The organism is Enterococcus alcedinis, assembly GCF_014635985.1.
Lineage (GTDB): Bacteria > Bacillota > Bacilli > Lactobacillales > Enterococcaceae > Enterococcus_I > Enterococcus_I alcedinis.
Genome location: NZ_BMDT01000014.1, coordinates 1 through 17,592, shown reverse-complemented (window position 1 = coordinate 17,592; position 17,592 = coordinate 1). Strand labels below are relative to the sequence as shown.

Here is a 17,592-nt window from a genome sequence, read left to right as displayed (position 1 = left end):
ACTTCTATCATTACTAATTTAACAATCTTTCCACTCATTTTTAGATACATTCAAAAGTTAAGCGCACCAAAATAAACATCCAATCAACTTCCTTGAATTTAACCCCAAAAAAGTTTATTCGATGTGTTAATTCTCAAAAATAGATTCGAACGAAAACGAAAAATAACACAATAAATTAAAAATAGGATCCAATCCTTTAGGATAATGCCTTTGTCTGCAATAAAAGACCAGAGAAATTTTTTATCATTTCTCTGGTCTTTTTATTTTGTTTATTGTCCTGGTTCAGAGGCGATGATTGTTACATCTCCTTGAATTTCCCAGCTGTCAATTTGATTTGGTAAGATGAAACTTGTTCCCATATTTAACTCATGTGTCTCACCATTTACAACGAGTTTACCAAAACCAGTAATGACCGTTGCTAATGTATAAGGTGCTGTTTTTGTGAAGCTCAAGCTTCCTTTTACTTGCCATTCGTAAACATTAAAGAAATCTGTTTTAACGTATGTAATAATGGCTGAATCGCCTTTTTTAACTTCTTGAATGGTGACTTCTGGTCGATTTGAAGGTACTGTTGTCACATCAACCGATTGTTGGATATGTAATTCACGTGGTTGTCCACTATCATCTTTACGATCGTAGTCATACACACGGTAAGTTGTATCTGAACTTTGTTGTGTTTCTAAAATCATGATCCCTTTACCAATGGCATGAATCGTACCACTTGGTACATAGAAGAAATCACCTTTTTTAACTGGCACGCGTGTTAATAAATCATCCCAGCGTCCTTCACGAATCATTGCTTCTAATTCTTCACGTGTTTGTGCGTTGTGTCCATAAATAATCTCAGCACCTGGTTCTGCTGCAATAATATACCAGCATTCTGTTTTTCCTAATTCACCCTCATTTTTCAAGCCATAAACGTCATCTGGATGAACTTGAACAGATAAATCTTCTTCTGCATCTAAAATTTTTATTAATAACGGGAAAACATCTTCCGTTGAATGACCAAATAATTCTTGATGCTCTTTCCATAATTGGTCGAGTGTTTGGCCTTTATAGGGACCGTTTTCAATCACACTTACACCATTTGGATGCGCGCTAATTGCCCAATCTTCTCCAATTTTATCGTTTGGAATATCAAAGCCAAAAACCGTACGTAAACGACTACCGCCCCAGATTTTTTCTTGGAAAACTGGTTTCATAAATAATGGTTGCATAATTAATCTCCTCTTCATAAAAACTGATTACTTTTATATTATAACACGTTTTCAAATGCGATTTCATCTAAATATGTCGCAATTATTGCATCTCGCTCTTCGATATATGCTTCACGAAAATCATTAGGATGAACCCGATTCGATAGAAAAATCATGGCTTTTTTTCTAGTGACATTCATTAAAATAAACGTACCGGTGTAACCTGTATGAAAGAGCCACTCCCCTTTTAAATCCCAACCTAGTGAACGTGTCCCTTGACGATTGGGTGTCTGATCGCTTTGTAGCAAGGCAATCGTTGACTGTTTCAAATAATCGCCAGTATTGTCTAAATACATTCGCACGAATAACGCGATGTCATCGATTGTACTAAATAATCCAGCATTCCCTGCATGCTTACCTAACACTCTTGCTTTTGGATCATGCGTGATGCCCTTAAGAAGGGTACCATCCATCAAGCGCTCCGTTGGTACAACAGCTAATTGTTTTGAGAGTGGTGGAAAATAACTTTGTTTCATTTTTAATGGTTGTAAAACTTCACGTTCAAAAACGGTTGTCACATCTTCTCCATACCATTCTTCAATTAAAAACCCTAGTAAAATCGTACCGGCATCGGTGTATTTCACACTTTGCCCCAAGCCCTCACCAGCTTGTAGCTGAAGATAGGCTTGACGTAATGCTTGTTGATCGAGCTGATCACGATTGGGAATCCAAGTCACGATATCCGATGTATGCGTTAATAAATGACGAATCGTAATCCGTTCATCCTGAAAACCAGGTAAATAAGTTGCGAGTGAGGCATCGACTGCTATCTCTCCTTGCTCCATCAAACGAAGCATGACACTCGTCGTACAAATCACCTTCGTTAACGATGCCACATCAAAGAGATGATCCTTTGTCAGCTTCTCCAGTTTTGGTTCAATCGCTGCCTCTCCGATAATGTGCTGTTCCTCTTGTTGACCGTCAAAGAACTGATACGCAACACCTGAGAAAACACCCGCTTGTCGTTTTAGTTCAATGCATTTTTGTGTTTTGGGATACATGTGATTTCCCCCTTCCTTTTCTTGACTCATTTAGACGGCATTTTTAGCCGTAAAAAAAATCGGTAGAAAAAGGCTCTACCGATTGTCTTGCTATGGTTGTCTATCTTCATCTGACACGCATTTTTGATTGCTCATTTTAATCGAAAGAATTATTTCGTTTTTTCTTTCGTGAACCACCATTCAACACCGACTGGATCATAAATGGTTAAAATACTTTTCTTTTTATCAATGAAAAACTCGATATTTTGTGCCACTAGATGGGCTTCTAAAGCGAGTAAATCAGCTTCTGAAATCGTAAATTTCAAGAAATCAATGCCTAAAATTTCATGTGTTGGAGTGAGGATATTTTCTTCGTCAGACTCTTCTAAGGCTAACGATAACGCTTTTTCATGAGTCGTTTGTAAATGACTGGCTGTCAGTCCTAGAACGTCAGTAAAGAATATACGTGCTTCTTCTTTATTCGGAACGTTTAGTGTTAGGGCCTTCACACGTGTATTCGCACTTAAGACAGTCTCTAACTTTCCTTGCTCCCCCAGCGCTTCAACGGTTTCAATCTTAGTCGTTGTTTGCGGAGTCGTTAAAATCAACTGATTTTGCTCAGGATCCATTAGACAAATGTCAATTGTTCCTGGTGTAAAATCAATTGATAAGATATCATGATTTGCTTGTACTAAACGTTGATAAATACTCGCTAGTTCTGCAACATGACTAATCTCAATTGTGTAATTTACTAATTTTTTAACTTCACCAAAGTGCTCACGAGCACGTGGACTTTCTTCTAACCACAGTTGTTCCAAATGGCTATCGACTGTCCCCATAATGGCTAGTGCGTTCTCTTCTTGCTTTAATTTAAACCCTAAAATGCCTTGATAAAACTGAATCATGTTGTTACGATTCTTCACTCGAATCGTTAACGTTTCTAAAAGTGCCGTACTTCCTAACATAAAACTAGACATTCAAAACTTCCTCTCTAATACTTCTCAAATCATTGTACTTAGGAACGCCCTTTTATGCAACTAAAAACCTAGAGTAATCAGGTAAATATGAATATTTTTTGCAATTTCAACAACTTATCCTATACAATAGTAATCAGTAGTCAAATTTTTTCAAGGAGGTTTTTTTTAATGGAGAATTGTATTTTCTGTAAAATTATTAACAAAGAAATTCCTAGCTATAAAATCTATGAAGATGAGGACGTCTATGCCTTTTTAGATATTGGGCAAGCGACCCCTGGACATACTTTACTCATTCCAAAAACACATGTACCAGACATCTTTAGTTATGATCATCTTTTAGCTGAAAAACTTTTTTCACGCTTACCCAAAATTGCTCGTGCGCTAGAAGCAGCGTTTCCTGAAATGGAAGGACTGAACATTGTTAATAACAATAAAGAATTGGCTTATCAAACAGTCTTTCATTCACATATCCACCTCATCCCACGTTATACAAAAGAAGATGATTTCTCGATGCACTTTGGCAACCATATGGGTCAACAAACGCCCGAAGAATTGATTGAAATTGCTGAAAAAATTGCAAAGCAGGTGAAATAGATGGCAAAAGGATTCTTTAAGGGTCTCTTATTTGGCGGACTTGTTGGTGGTTTTGGCGGTTTGCTCTTTGCTCCTCAAAAAGGTCAAAAAACACGTGAAGAATTCGCAGAGCCCCTTCACTTGATGTCAGATGACGTTCAATCCGTTAAAAAAGACTATCAAACTGTGATAGAAAAAGCAGATGAACTCCAAGATTTAGCGAAAATGCTCATTCCTGATTTTCAAAAATCAATGGAAAAATCCGTCCGCGCATTCGAATTCCAAGCAGAACCACGAATCGCTCGTATTAACGAACAATTAAGCGTGATTCAAGCTCATTTATCTTCTTTTTCTAAAGAAGAGTCCACAGAATAAGAATTTTCTTTGAAGTTTTCGCAAAAGATTTTTTGAATGCGTTCTTTTATAAAAAAGAGTGTGGTATAGTAAGAATTGTTCATTATCTAAAGAATTTAAAATAACGGGAGTGCAAATATCCATGACTAAGAAAAAAATTATTTTAGCCCTAGCAACATCAATGAGTATTTTAGCTTTAGCGGCATGTTCGAATGAGCCAAAAAATACAGAAATCGCAACAATGAAAGGCGGCACAATTACCGCTCTTGATTTTTACGACACTGCACGTACGCAACAAAGCAGTCAACAAATTGTTTTTGACTTAATTTTATCAAATGTTTTCGTTAAACATTATGGTGATGAAATTACTGACAAAGATGTTGAAAAAGAATTAAAAGAATTATTTGGCGACGATTTAGATGCAGCGTTAAAACAAAGCAACTTAACACGCAAAGAAGCGGATAAATTAATTCGCGACCGTATGGCTTACGATAAAGGTCTACGCTCACATGTTAAATTAACGGATGCTGATTTAAAAGCGGCTTGGGAAGCTTTCCACCCAGAAGTTGAAGCGCAAATTATCTCTGTATTATCTGAAGAAGATGCCGCAGAAATGATTAAAAAAGCGAAAGAAAAAGATGCTGACTTTGGTAAATTAGCCAAAGAAAATTCTTTACACTCTTCAAAAGAAGATAACGGAAAAGTAACGTTTGATTCTGCAACTGATGCAAGCGTTGTGCCTGCTGAAGTTAAAGCAGCTGCCTTTGAATTAAAAGACGGTGAAATTTCTGAAGCCATTCCAGTTGCTTCTCAATACGGAACAACTTATTACGTTGTTAAAATGGTTAAAAACCAGGATAAAGGCAACGACATGAGCAAGTTCGAAAAAGAAGTCAAAGAAGCGGCAACAACTGCTAAATTGGCTGACCAAGCATTCATTAATAAAGCAATTGGTGAAGAGTTAATCAAAGCCAACGTTAAAGTCAAAGACGAAGCGTTTGCGACACTTTTAACACCATTTATTGATGCAGCAAATCCTCCAAAAGCAAGTGATTCATCGGAAGATAAGAAAGAAGATACAAAAGACTCAGCAAAAGATAAAGAAAAAACAGATGAAACAACAGATTCAACATCTAAATAAGTTTAACAAGATTCGCTCAAGATATTTTCTTGGGCGTTTTTTCTTTCGACAAAAAAGAAGCCCTGCAAAAATTTCTTTTCGCAGGCTTCTTTTTTTATGATGATTAAATATCTTTTGGTACGTAGAAACTTCGGTTATCCATTCCAAAAATTCGGTCGGTATATTCACCTGGCTCTGCTTGGCGAATCGAAGTTAACATCATTTGCATTGAGGCATCTAAATTATCGATTTGATGTAAAATCTCTGCTTCCATAATTCGTGGACGAATCGGTGAACCATATTCTAGTAACCCATGATGAGCTAAAACCATATGACGTAAAATAATCACGTCTTCGTTTTGGTCGTCAATTTTTAACGATAGACAAGCTTTAGTAATCTCCTCGTCAACTAAAACCAAGTGTCCAACCAAATTCCCTGCCAATGTGTACTCCGTTGACATCGCCCCACTTAACTCGATTACTTTACCTAAATCATGCAAAATAATTCCTGCATAAAGCAGTGCCGCGTTTAACTCTGGATACTCTTTAACAATCGATTTCCCTAAGCGCAACATGCTCGTTGTGTGAAAGGCTAAGCCGCTTGCATAGGCATGGTGATTGCGTTTAGCTGCTGGATAGTCAAAAAATTCTTTTTGATATTTCGTTAATAAGAAGCGTACGATACGATTCCAATGAGGATTCGTAATTTCAAACAACGTCTGATTAATCTCCGTTTCCATGTCTTCTTTTTTCATTGGTGCCCGTTCCATATACTGCGTTGGATCAGATGGTTCTTCTGGTTTTGCTAAGCGTAGTTGGGTAATTTTTACTTGCGGATTGCCTTGATAGACTTCTCTTTTTCCTGATAATGCGACGACACGGCCAGCTACAAATCGCTCAACTTCTTCTGCTGAAGCATCCCAAAACTTGCCATCAATCGTACCTGACGTATCTTGAAAGGTAAAAGCAATAAATGTTTTACCGTTTTTGGCCATACGAACATCGGCACTTTTAATTAAAGTATACATTTGAAATTCTTCATCAACAGCTAATTCACGTAATTTTTTCATATAATGACGTTTTTGTTGTTACAAAAACGTGCTTCACATCCTTTATTTAAGCATTTTCACTTCTTGATTGAAGTCCTGATAATAGCTTACCATTTCTTGGTCAGAAGACAAACAGATGATTTGATAATCTTCACCAAATTCTGCTAATAACTGAGCGAGTTGCTCTTTTCGTAACGCGTCGTAATGCAGCCATCCATCATCGATAATCACTGGTGCTAAAATTTGATGGCGTTGTAAATTTAAGTAGGCAAAACGAATCGCCATAATTAATTGGTCTTTCGTTCCTGTCGACAATTGATAAATCGATTGGATTTCATCATGGCCGCTAACAAAAAGTGCGCCATTTTCCAATAATACTTGCTCATAACGTGTTTTGGTTAAAATCGAAAAATAGTGAGAGGCTTGTTGCAATAATTGTGGCAATTGTTGCTCGGACAATTCTGTTGCTAAATCAGTTAAAAATTGTCCGAGTAAACGGTTTTTACTCCATTCTATCATCGCTTCTTCTATTTCTGATCGTAACTGAGTTTCTTCTTGATACAACTGATCGAGCGTCCCATCTTTTTGAAGTTGTTCGATTTGAACTTCTAGACGTTTTCTTTCTTCTAAATCAACATTAAAGCCTTGTTGCAATGTACGCTCCTGATCAATAACCGCTTCTAATGCTTCAGCTAACATTTGTTTGGTCGTCTTCTTCGGAAATAAAGGCGTTAATAGTTGCGAAAGTTCCGCTTTGCGCGCCTGCGCACGTGCTTTTTCATCCCACTGCTTACTCCACAGAGGAATTTCATTCGGATGCGTCAAACCAAACGTCCAGAGCAGATTCTTATATTGCTCAAATAACTCTTCTCGATTTTTTTTCAATTGGCTTAACTGTTGGACTAAAATCGTACTCGATTGTTGCAGGCGTTTCATTTTTGTCGCTTGCATTTTTAAGTGAAACGTCTCTAAAATTTCTAATTTATCACTGACATTTTTCCCTTGTAGTGGTAGCCATTCTTCAAAGATTTCAAATTGTTGGTCGAAAAGACGCAACTGTTCTTTTAATTGACGTAGTTTCGGTTCTAATTTTGCTAATTCTTCTAGTAAATAGCGATAATCATGTACCTCTTGATTATAGGCTTCTACCATTTGCAGCCATTTCGATGTATCCGTCTCTGAACCAAAGCCGGCTTGCAACTGTTGTTTTTCACGGACAATTATTTGGTTTAATCCATCAACCAATGTTTGTTGCTGAGTCAACTCAAGATCCAGTTGCTCTTTTTTAAACATTTTCTCTTGCCATAAAGGGATGTTTTGACGGATTTTAGCTTGCTGGATTTGGAAGAAAATCCCTGTACCAAATAGGACAACGGCCACAGCCAATAGTAACCATTGCAAACTCCCCGATAATAACAGGCTTAAGACAGCAAAGAATACGCCTCCTGCAAGTAAACCATAACTCCGTTGCTGCTTTTGCTTATGATTGGCAAACAGATTCGGTTGTTTTTGCTCCATCTCACGAATTTCTGCCAATAATTGCTCATATTGCTCGCTCAACCATTTCTGGCGTAAAGTCGCATTCGCCTGCTCTTCTTCATGCATTTGTAGTGAATCAATCGCATCAAGAATTTTGGGATCACTTAAAGGGGGTGCTTGATGACCCCAACCACGTTTTTGCTGGATTTGTTGTTGTTTTGTTTGATATTCATTAAATACTTGGGACGTGCGTTGATACTCATCAAATTGACGTACCATCGTAACTTTCTCACGTAAAATTTGTTGAACAGTCACCTCTTGATCCAAATAAAAAAAGTAACGATCAGAACCGGGGTCGCTTTCTAATTGACTAAGTTCTGTCTCTTTTTTATGAATGGCATCATTGATGTTTTGGTATTCTTGATAAAAAGTTTGCAATTCTTGTTTATTTTCAATCGATGTTTGTGGCTCTTCAATCAATTGTAATTGTTGCCATTCTTCGTATAACGGCCAATTTAATTGCTGTTGTTCAATCCGTTGGCGTTGTTCTTGCAACGCAACACGTTGTTCATGACTTTGTGTCTCTTGTGTTTGATATTGGGCGATTTGTTGGTACCCACGCTGGACTTGCTCTTCTTGTTGTTCCTTTTGTTGAATCTTTTCTTTGAGCCTTTGCCACTGCGTCAGTTTTTGATTTAAAGGTAACTTTTGAGCTCTTGGTGTGTACAATTCTTGGGTTTTACGCTCATATTGTTGAATTTGATTCATGACTTGTACGCTCCCGCTAATTCCTAGTGAAATCAGCGCCCCGTGTAGCTCTTTTTCTTGTAAACGATCAATTTCAGTCAGCTGTTCTTGCTGAAAAGTAAAGACTTCTTGGAATGTTTCTAGCGTTAAAGGTGCCAATAATTTTTGTAACCAAAGCTCATCGCCTTCTTGCTCTCCTACATAAATCGCCGCTTTCCCCCGTTGAATGGAACGAAAACGTTCAATGCGGATTTCCTCATAACCATCAATTGAAAGCCATAGCTTCCCACCAAAAGCCGCTCCATCTGTCGGCGTGTAATCTCGCTTTTTTTTACTTTTTTGTGAAAAACCAAAGAGCATCGTTTGAATAAAATGATACAACGTTGATTTCCCTGCTTCATTTTCGCCAAAGAATAATTGATTTCCTTCAGAAAATTCAATTGTTTTTTGACGGAAATGACCAAATCCACTAATCTCTACGCGAATGATTTTCATTTTCTGCTCTCCAATAATATTCTTCCTGTAATTCTTGCTTACTTCTTCTTAAAACTTGTTGTTGTAGATCCGTCACGTCCATGACTTTACTTGCAATCGTATGTTGTAATAATTCTTCGATTGCTTGTTGAAAAATTTCTGTCTCTTCATACGGTTGAAACAATTGGTCACGCAAAAGTTGACTCGCTTGTAATTCAACTTTTTCATCGATTGTTTGACCGATTTCTTCTAATTGATAAATTCGTTGCTCAAAATTTCGTTGGGCCAGTTCATTGGCTAAATACGCCAATAATTCACTTTTTTCTTTTGGATTCAACCAATTTTTAGGCAAGGAATCCGTTTGTGTCAATTGAACTTTAATGAGTTTTTTTTCAGACTTTGTAAATAGTGCCAATATTTTCTCCAAAGCCGTACGCTGATTTTTGACATTTGCGAGCGAACAAGTTACCTCGTCCCAAGTAATCTCTTGGACAGCATGCGCTTCAAAAATAGGCGTTCCTTCACTCAAAGTCACGAGTAAGACACCTGGCGTCTCTTGTTCTTTTTTCGTATGTCCTTGCGGCGTCCCAGGATAGACAATCGGTGGTTCCATCGATAAAACACTCGCCACATGAATGTGCCCTAGCGCCCAATAATCATAGGCTTTTTGCTTCATCTCTTGAACTGTAAAAGGTGCATAACGCTCACTGCCCATTTCACCATGATACATGCCAATATGATACTTCGCTTGACGTGTTGGAAATTCGGCTACCTTGGCGTCTGACAGCCACTTATCGCGATAACTAAAACCACTAATGGCATAGTCTTCATTTGATGCTGACGTTCCAAAAAAAGTTTCAACCGCTTCTTCTTTAAATAAATGGACGTTTTCAGGAAAATCAAACCAATAACGCGACGCATCATAATAATCATGATTCCCAAAACTTAAATAAACCGGTATTTCCCGTTCTTCTAAACGTTTCATTTGTGTAAAAAAATGATGTTGCGTCTTTAAGCTGGGACGGTTTTGATGAAAAGTATCACCAGCCAACAAGACAAAATCAACTTCTTCTGCTAAAGCCAATGTCACAATGTTCTCTAACACTCGTTCATTGACTTCGGGTAAATGTGTAACATTCTCATGAATCAACTGCAGGCCTTCAAAAGAACGGTCTAAATGCAAATCTGCACAATGTAAAAAACGTAGCACTTGAAAACCTCCCTTTTTCTTTTCATTTTACCATTGGAAAGGCAAAAAGTCAGCAAGATACGAAAGTTTGTTCGTATCACGTCAAAATAAGCCCCATAAAAAATCAAAAACGATTTTTTATGGGGCTTATTTTTTATAGTTATCGAAACGCTTATTCGATGACCATTTAAAATATGTTTATCTTTTTTGTCTTGCAATAAAGATAAACGACAATCAATAGAAACCAAAAAATGACGGTTAGGTAAATCAATATATCTGAAAATTTATGTTTGAATGCAATCTCTATTTGATTATTCTGGATATATTTTTTATTAATTAGCGGCGTTCCAATTGTACTTAAAGAATATTGTTCTTTTGTAAGTTTATTTCCCATTGTTGTTATAGAAGTACCTGTATAGATAACAACCGGAAATTCAATCACTTCTTCAGTTAAATGAATGTTTTGAACGACTAACTGTCTTCCAATAACTGATTTTTCAAAATTGGGATTATTATCAATTATTTTATGTTTATAGAGTTCATAAAAGCCCGTAGAACGATCATCATCGTAGAGAGGCAAGTAATCGGGTGTCGATTTCATGACTAACTCCAAAGCCTCGCCTTTGTTCTGAGAGTAGAATGATTGTTTTATCTTTTCAACGTCGCTTTCTCTAAAAACTGTTTTAGATCCTGATAAAATAAAATCTTCCTGTTTGTTCCATGTACTCAGCGCAACAAACATGAGAATAATTACTTGTAATATCCCTAAATAAAAAAAACCTCTGATATTTTTTTGAAATTTGTAATTTTCAAAAAAAGATAAATCGCAAAAATCGTTACAGGTGTAAAAATCGAAAAGGGAACTGAATTATTTCTGCTAAAAAGAATTGTTTTTGAATCAAAAAATTCCACGAAACAATACTTGTCGATAACAATAAGAAAATGGTCATTGTTATGAACATAATTTTACTACCAACATCCTGTGCTTTCCATTTTTTTATAAAAAATAGCATAACAATCATCAGTATGATCAATAGCGATCCTGGGTTTACGAGCCAATAAAAACTATTCCTATTCACCGTATTTAAGCTCATTGTCTGATTGATGAATGGTGTAATTAATTGGTTTTTACCAGTCACTCGAATGAACACATACCAAATATTCATCGTTAACAAAACAAATAAACCAATTTCTGCTATCATAGCGCAAAAAAAAAGAAAATTTCTGATTACTTTTACAAAAAGCAAACATAAAAATTGGCATAAATATTAAAACTAACATGAAGGCTGAGAGTGTATGTATTTGAAATAAAAGAGCGACCGATATACCTAATCTAAATTTCGGAACTTTCTTTTCTTCAAGAACGTAAAAGATTAATGAGAGACACAAGGGCATTACAGCCGCTCCCCAACTAGAAAACCCTTGCCTCGTTGACCAATAGAGAATGGAAAAAGTACACATGTACGGCAATGATCCCATTAAACTTTTTTTGTGGGAAATATTCCCAGAAGCAAGAAATTTATACATCGAAAATCCCGCTAAGTTGTATAGAATAAAATTTGAAAGAATTTGATAAACGAACCAATTTTTAGATATTAATACTAGTAATCCATGGAAATAAGCAAGGAAAGGACCATAAAGTGCATTAACAATTCGACCAGACTGCTGAAAACCATAAATAGAGATAAAATATTCAAAATTCCTATTTTTTATTTGCTCCGATACGTCAAAAAAACGATTAAAATGAAAAATGGCATCGGAACCTATGACCATATTTTGGGTTATTATTTGAGGTGAAATAAACATAAACGCGACCAACAAAATAACAGCAGGATATTTTTTATCGAAAAGAATTTTATTCATCATGAATCTTCTCAAAAGTATCATCGACTATTTCATTCTTTAAAAGGGATTCACTAACTAATGTTATTCCGATCACAGAAAATAACTCATCCGTAGCATTTGCTTTAGCAAAATGTAAAATTAAATTTTCTTCCTCAAAATCATCTAAAGTGTATTTCAAACTAAACCCTGTAAGTGCGGTCAGATCCGTAATCGTTTGCCCACTTAAATAAGATTCAATTATTTTGGCGTCTATTTCTTCTTCATCATCATAACCAAAATGTGGTTCATCTAGTAAAATTTCTTTCAAATGGATAGTGATATTTTTTATTTCCCCTTCATCTCGATGATTAATCATTAATTCATCACCGACAATCGTCATAGACGTCACAAAAGAATTAATATTGGTATTTTTATACGTCCCTTCTTTTAGTTCCATTTCATTTTCTCGCACGATATCCTGGTATTTAGGTACGATTTATTGGAAATACGTGCCATATATCTTATCAATATGATTAAAACTAGAAGTATTTTGTTTATATCCTATCAGAACTGATTTTTCTTCCTTATCAAAAAGGGTCAATTCACCTTCTGAATATTTCACCTTGTATTTCTTTGTATCAGAGACTAACTTCATCGTGCGTTCATTTATACTTCCAGTAATCTCTTTAGAAGTTAATACGCCGTTTTTAATTGAGAAATCCTCTTTATTTATCTTCCCAACAATAGACTCTATACTAAAATAAGAGCCCTCATACGAACTCGGCTTATCTTTATTTGTATCCTTTGCATCTTTACACAACCTGAAAATAAAAACAGAAGCAGCATTGTTACGAATAGTTTACCTAATAATTTCATAACTATTTCCTTTCTCTAATAAAGTCATCTTATTAGAATTAATATTGAATTCTTTATCACATTTCTTTCTGACATTACCACTATGAGAAGTAAAAATAAAAGTCTGCTCTTTAAAATGGTTAAAGGCAAAATCTAATAGTTTTTCTTCGGTCTCCTGGTCAAGATGTGATGTATCTTCATCAAAAATCATAATTTTTTTATTTGATACTAAGGTTTTACAAAATGAAATTAGTTGTTTTTGTCCTTCTGATAAATTAGCTCCTTGAGAATACAGTTGAGTATGATGCTAAAATTGGTGCTCTTCTCCTACACTCGAAGTGTTTTTAGTAGGCGGAAAATCGAACAGCCTACCTTTTTCTATTATTCTACCTTATTGATAGTGAACTTAAAACTTTGCAACAGAACCCGAATTTATCAGATAGAAAATTATACATCTTTGACCAATTTATAATTTTCTACTTGATAAACAACATCAGCAATTTCATGGATACGATAATCATGGGTTGCTATAATAACAATTTTTCTAGACTCTTTTAATTCTTTAAATATCTCCATAATGAATTCGAAGTTCTCACTATCTAAGTTAGTTGTGGGTTCATCTGCTAAAATAATTTGTGGATCAAGAATTAGGCTTCGAATAATCGCCACTCGTTGTTTTTGTCCACCAGAAAGTTTCTTCACCTTTTTACCAAATAGCCCGATTAGGTCAAAACGACTGGCTAACTCTCTCGCTTTTTTTTCAGCCATTTTTTTATCCATTTTATTATTATAAAGTGTCGGTAATAAAATATTTTCCATAACTGTATAGTCTTCAATTAAGGCAAAGTCTTGCAGGATATACCCAATAGCTTGATTTCTAAAAGCACTCATTTTCTCATCATTTTGTGGAAAGATTTCTATTCCTTGATAATAATAAGTACCTGAATCATATTTCTTAATACCAGAGATTATATCTAGTAACGTTGATTTTCCAATGCCTGATTTCCCAGTAAGCAAGACGATTTCTCCAGGTTCCACTTCAAATTTAGCATTTTGGAATACTTTTTTATCTTTATAAGTTTTAGTGATATTTTTAAGAGTCAGCATTCATTTTCCTCCTAATTTTTTTGTTGATCAATACATGTGAAAATATAATTAAAATCGTATTACTTGCTAATAAATAAGCTACGTCAGATACAGTTATTATCATATCAATTGATTGAACAAAAATAAAAAACAATGGTAATGTTAAAATAATTGGAAAAATTAACAAAATATTAAAGTTTCTTTCTATTTTTATTTTTGATAATCCAACAATTCGCAAAATGCGAATTTCTTGCTGAAATATTTTTAAACCTGATGTAATAATTAAGTAAATAATGAATAGACTAAAGCTCATGAAAATAACCGATGATACTAAACCAAAAATGAAATTCCCGAAATAATAATTCCATACATTTTGAAAAGACTCTCGTAAAGAATAAATATATATATCAAAATTTAACTCTTTAGCTTTTTTCTTAATCACTTCTAACTCTTCTGGTTTTAAATCAAATATAATAATATCTGAAAAAAATTCGGGATCCAGTACTTCTATCTTAAGTTTATTTTTGAGTTGAGTTACTGAAATAGGCGTTAGTAAACTTTCTTTATCTTTCTTACTAGAATTTAAATATTTTTCTTTTCCAAGATATATTTTTGTTTTCCCCTCTGTATCATAAAAACTTTCTATTAAAAAATTATCGATATTTTCCTTCGATTCTGGGTTATAATCTTTTACTAGACCATCATCGTAAGATGGTGGAACATAAGAAATGTCATAGATTTCATCTGAAATGTTACTCTTTAACATCATTAGACGAGGAAATTCCTGAATTAATTGTTTGGTTTCGTTCCATAGAAATAAATTCATAAAAAATACAGTGAAAAATAACAAGAAAAATAAATAAAACCTTTTTTTAAAAATCATGAAATTTATTTTTTTCATAATACCTTCCTTATGAACAGCCATAGAATCAGTATTTGTAACACCAATAGACTCAATAGAATAAATAACAACCAAAACACTATAAACCAATCGACTGTTCCAGTACTATTCGAAATAATAAATTCTAAAAAAATGAGACTTAACAACTGTGTGCTTCCAATAACACTGACTTGATCCATGAGTTCTTTTTTTATTGACTTACCTACAATCAAATGCACCTTAATTTCTTTTTCATTTGATTTAATCAGCATATAATAAACAGTGAGATTGACTAAGGCTATAAATATAAGAAACAAAATAGATTGGATTGAACTTTCCCCGTGTAAGAGGAATCTGAATAACACTACTGTATAGATGCTGAGGATTGCTAATAACAATTTGTTGTTTTTTTTCATTTTATTTTCCTCTATTTAATTATAAGATTATTTAATAAAAAATCATTTAATAGCATTGAAATCACTCAATGCTATTAAACGATTTATAAGTCAGAAAAACTTAATAGAAGTAACAATAAAATTCTGTTTTATTAGCAAAGGGATTAAGAGAGTCATAGACTGTAATAGACTTATAGTCGGCGTTTCCTTGTGCTGTCCTCGTTCCTAATACTACACCCTTCGAATCAGTATAAGTAATTTTTGTTACACCTCCACTATGAGCATACGCTTCTCCAAAATAGCTTAACATATGCCAATTTTCTGTATTTCTTGCCCAGCCTCTACCTCCGGGATGTTGATATGTTGCTGCAAAGGCGATAGTAGTTACAGTCATACTTGCTACCAATAGCAATAATGCAAATTTACCTTTTTTCATACTGTTTCTCCTCCTTATTAATATTTTCTATATAAATCTCCTAAAAGATGTATATACACTTTTCATAATTATTTAGGTCTTCAATCCGTTGATACACCCACTCTTTCAAAAGACGAAAAAAAGGAACCTCCCCATATGGTACAATTAGGTTGTCTACGACAGACAAGTACTCACAGGAGGGATTCCCTGTGTCCATTATACAACAACCGACCTTATTGACATTGATTATTTAGAAAAATTGGATATTCAGGAGAAATATAAAAAAATCTTCTCCCCACTCGATTGGACAATCGTTTTGAACTTATTCCAAAAAGAAACTCGTGTTGGACCGTCCATTACAGTTAATTATGAAGCACTACTGCGTTCCTTAATAGTTCGCATTATGGAAAAAATTCCGACACAAAAAGCTTTAATTAGCCGCTTAAAAAGTGACTTGCGCTTAAAATTAAATGTTGGTTTTCTTTACTCTGAAACAATTCCTTCTGAGGCTACCTACTCTCGTGCGATGGCTGTTTTGGCAGCCAATCTTTCGGTTATCGAACAAATGAACCAATCGCTGATTCAGTTAATCAATGATGAATTGGACATTTTTGAAGAAAACGTGGCTATTGATGTCACGGCCATTGAAGCACGAACCAAACCTGTAAAAACAAAGAATCCAAAATTACCGTCAACGAAAGAACAACGCACGATGACAAGAGAAGAACTTCGCACTTTAATCCCGACATATCCTGCTTGGGGTGTCAAAAAGAATAGTAAAGGAAAGAACAATTTTTGGTTTGGCTATAAAGGAACATTGGCTGTTTCTACCCAGAGCCAGTATATTCTTTGTATGGCTATCGCATCGGCCTTCGCCTCAGATGTCAGTTTGGCGATTCCAACGATTCGTCAAACGGTCCCTTTGTTGTCTACGAAGAAGGAACCAACCTACTTTTCTTTTGATAAAGGCTATGATGCCCAAGAACTTTATCAAGAAGTCCATGATTTAGGGTTTGAACCCATCATTCCTTTAAAATTTGTCCCAAAAAATGACGGGGAAGTGGATGCTTATTACGCACCTATTTGTCTTTTAGAACACAGCTATCAATACGATAGTTATGACTCTCGTTACGGTGCACTTAAGTATGTTCAACCCAAAATCCACTGTCAAAACTGCCCTTTACAACGAGAAGGTCTCTGTCAAAAAGTCATAAAAATCAAGCAGATGAATGATCAAAGAAAATACAATCACCCCGCTCGAGGAACAAAAGCTTGGGAGACCAAGTATAAAAAAAGAAGTAGCGTTGAGCGAGTCAATACCTACCTAAAGGAGAATTATCAGCTCAATGACACACGCTTTTACAAATCTGCCCAAGCCATTGTCTTTTATCATCTGATTCAACTTACTTATAATGTCAAAACTTTTGTCAATCAACGTCTTTCTAAGAGGAATGCCGAAAAGAAATAGTCATGAAATTTCAAAAAAATGAACGATTTGAAATTAGATGAGTGTTTATCTTTTTGAAAATAGAGTTATGAAATTGGTTCAGATATTGTTAATTCGTGGTAATCAAGGGTTACATATACATATCAGAAAGTGACAAAAATAGATTTACTAATTAGTAGCATACTTTACGCTCATTAATAGTCAGTTGCAATGTCCATCCGTAACCATCACAGTTTGTGTAATTCGATTCGTTTTTCTAGTATTGTCTTAAATCCCAATGTCTGGAACATCTAATTTTCTTACGGGTTTTATAACACTTTTCTTTTTTAGAAAAATTAATGAACAGTCTTATAGAAATAGAAAATTTTTTTAAGATTATGTTTATGAAGGAAAAATAATACCCCACCAATCTAATATGAAGTGCTCCCTGTCAAGTAGACAGTGTTAAAAACAAAAACTAATATTTTAGATTACGCAATCTCTTATCGTGAGA

Annotated in this window: 17 protein-coding genes; 4 read left to right on the top strand and 13 right to left on the bottom strand. The window is 34.9% G+C overall.

Annotated features, from left to right (window positions below; genetic code table 11):
* Window positions 1–269: 269 nt before the first annotated feature.
* The 3 genes from manA to IEV09_RS11575 all read right to left on the bottom strand — a co-directional run bounded on the left by manA (window position 270) and on the right by IEV09_RS11575 (window position 3,213).
* Window positions 270–1,217, bottom strand: a complete 948-nt coding sequence (manA, locus tag IEV09_RS11585; RefSeq protein ID WP_245329692.1) for a mannose-6-phosphate isomerase, class I — start codon at window positions 1,215–1,217, stop codon at window positions 270–272.
* Window positions 1,218–1,255: 38 nt separating this feature from the next.
* Window positions 1,256–2,257, bottom strand: a complete 1,002-nt coding sequence (locus tag IEV09_RS11580) for a serine hydrolase domain-containing protein (protein ID WP_188368473.1) — start codon at window positions 2,255–2,257, stop codon at window positions 1,256–1,258.
* Window positions 2,258–2,406: 149 nt separating this feature from the next.
* Complete coding sequence (locus IEV09_RS11575) at window positions 2,407–3,213, bottom strand: CppA N-terminal domain-containing protein (RefSeq protein ID WP_188368472.1); 807 nt, start codon at window positions 3,211–3,213, stop codon at window positions 2,407–2,409.
* Window positions 3,214–3,381: 168 nt separating this feature from the next.
* On the opposite strand from IEV09_RS11575, the gene IEV09_RS11570 reads away from it, so the two are divergent.
* The 3 genes from IEV09_RS11570 (at window position 3,382) to IEV09_RS11560 (ending at window position 5,281) form a co-directional block, all read left to right on the top strand.
* Window positions 3,382–3,807 (top strand): HIT family protein, encoded by a 426-nt coding sequence (locus tag IEV09_RS11570; RefSeq protein ID WP_188368471.1) that lies wholly within the window; start codon window positions 3,382–3,384, stop codon window positions 3,805–3,807.
* Window positions 3,808–4,161, top strand: coding sequence for a YtxH domain-containing protein (locus IEV09_RS11565; protein ID WP_188368470.1), 354 nt, complete (start codon window positions 3,808–3,810; stop codon window positions 4,159–4,161).
* Window positions 4,162–4,282: 121 nt separating this feature from the next.
* Window positions 4,283–5,281, top strand: a complete 999-nt coding sequence (locus tag IEV09_RS11560; protein ID WP_188368469.1) for a peptidylprolyl isomerase — start codon at window positions 4,283–4,285, stop codon at window positions 5,279–5,281.
* 103 nt (window positions 5,282–5,384) lie between these two features.
* On the opposite strand, the gene IEV09_RS11555 is transcribed toward IEV09_RS11560, so the two are convergent.
* From IEV09_RS11555 to IEV09_RS11510, 10 genes are all read right to left on the bottom strand, one after another.
* On the bottom strand, window positions 5,385–6,329 hold the full coding sequence (locus IEV09_RS11555; protein ID WP_188368468.1) for a 3'-5' exoribonuclease YhaM family protein: 945 nt from the start codon (window positions 6,327–6,329) through the stop codon (window positions 5,385–5,387).
* A 42-nt stretch (window positions 6,330–6,371) separates the two neighbouring features.
* Window positions 6,372–9,029: an ATP-binding protein gene (locus IEV09_RS11550; protein WP_188368467.1), complete on the bottom strand. Its 2,658-nt coding sequence runs from the start codon at window positions 9,027–9,029 to the stop codon at window positions 6,372–6,374.
* Window positions 9,004–10,218, bottom strand: coding sequence for a metallophosphoesterase family protein (locus IEV09_RS11545; RefSeq protein WP_188368466.1), 1,215 nt, complete (start codon window positions 10,216–10,218; stop codon window positions 9,004–9,006). Before IEV09_RS11545 ends, IEV09_RS11550 begins: the two co-directional genes overlap by 26 nt.
* Before the next feature lie 166 nt (window positions 10,219–10,384).
* Window positions 10,385–10,939, bottom strand: coding sequence for a hypothetical protein (locus tag IEV09_RS11540; protein WP_188368465.1), 555 nt, complete (start codon window positions 10,937–10,939; stop codon window positions 10,385–10,387).
* A 386-nt stretch (window positions 10,940–11,325) separates the two neighbouring features.
* Complete coding sequence (locus tag IEV09_RS11535) at window positions 11,326–12,063, bottom strand: putative glycosyltransferase family protein (RefSeq protein WP_188368464.1); 738 nt, start codon at window positions 12,061–12,063, stop codon at window positions 11,326–11,328.
* Window positions 12,053–12,478: a hypothetical protein gene (locus tag IEV09_RS11530; RefSeq protein WP_188368463.1), complete on the bottom strand. Its 426-nt coding sequence runs from the start codon at window positions 12,476–12,478 to the stop codon at window positions 12,053–12,055. Before IEV09_RS11530 ends, IEV09_RS11535 begins: the two co-directional genes overlap by 11 nt.
* Window positions 12,479–12,880: 402 nt before the next feature.
* Window positions 12,881–13,171: an ATP-binding cassette domain-containing protein gene (locus tag IEV09_RS12860; RefSeq protein ID WP_188368508.1), complete on the bottom strand. Its 291-nt coding sequence runs from the start codon at window positions 13,169–13,171 to the stop codon at window positions 12,881–12,883.
* Window positions 13,172–13,323: 152 nt separating this feature from the next.
* Window positions 13,324–13,983, bottom strand: coding sequence for an ABC transporter ATP-binding protein (locus tag IEV09_RS11520; protein WP_188368462.1), 660 nt, complete (start codon window positions 13,981–13,983; stop codon window positions 13,324–13,326).
* Entirely contained in the window at window positions 13,970–14,953 is a 984-nt protein-coding gene (locus IEV09_RS11515; protein ID WP_188368461.1) for a hypothetical protein, read from the bottom strand. Before IEV09_RS11515 ends, IEV09_RS11520 begins: the two co-directional genes overlap by 14 nt.
* 405 nt (window positions 14,954–15,358) lie before the next feature.
* Window positions 15,359–15,673, bottom strand: coding sequence for a hypothetical protein (locus IEV09_RS11510; RefSeq protein WP_188368460.1), 315 nt, complete (start codon window positions 15,671–15,673; stop codon window positions 15,359–15,361).
* A 295-nt stretch (window positions 15,674–15,968) separates the two neighbouring features.
* On the opposite strand from IEV09_RS11510, the gene IEV09_RS11505 reads away from it, so the two are divergent.
* Complete coding sequence (locus IEV09_RS11505; protein ID WP_229731716.1) at window positions 15,969–17,120, top strand: transposase; 1,152 nt, start codon at window positions 15,969–15,971, stop codon at window positions 17,118–17,120.
* The last annotated feature ends 472 nt before the right edge of the window (window positions 17,121–17,592 follow it).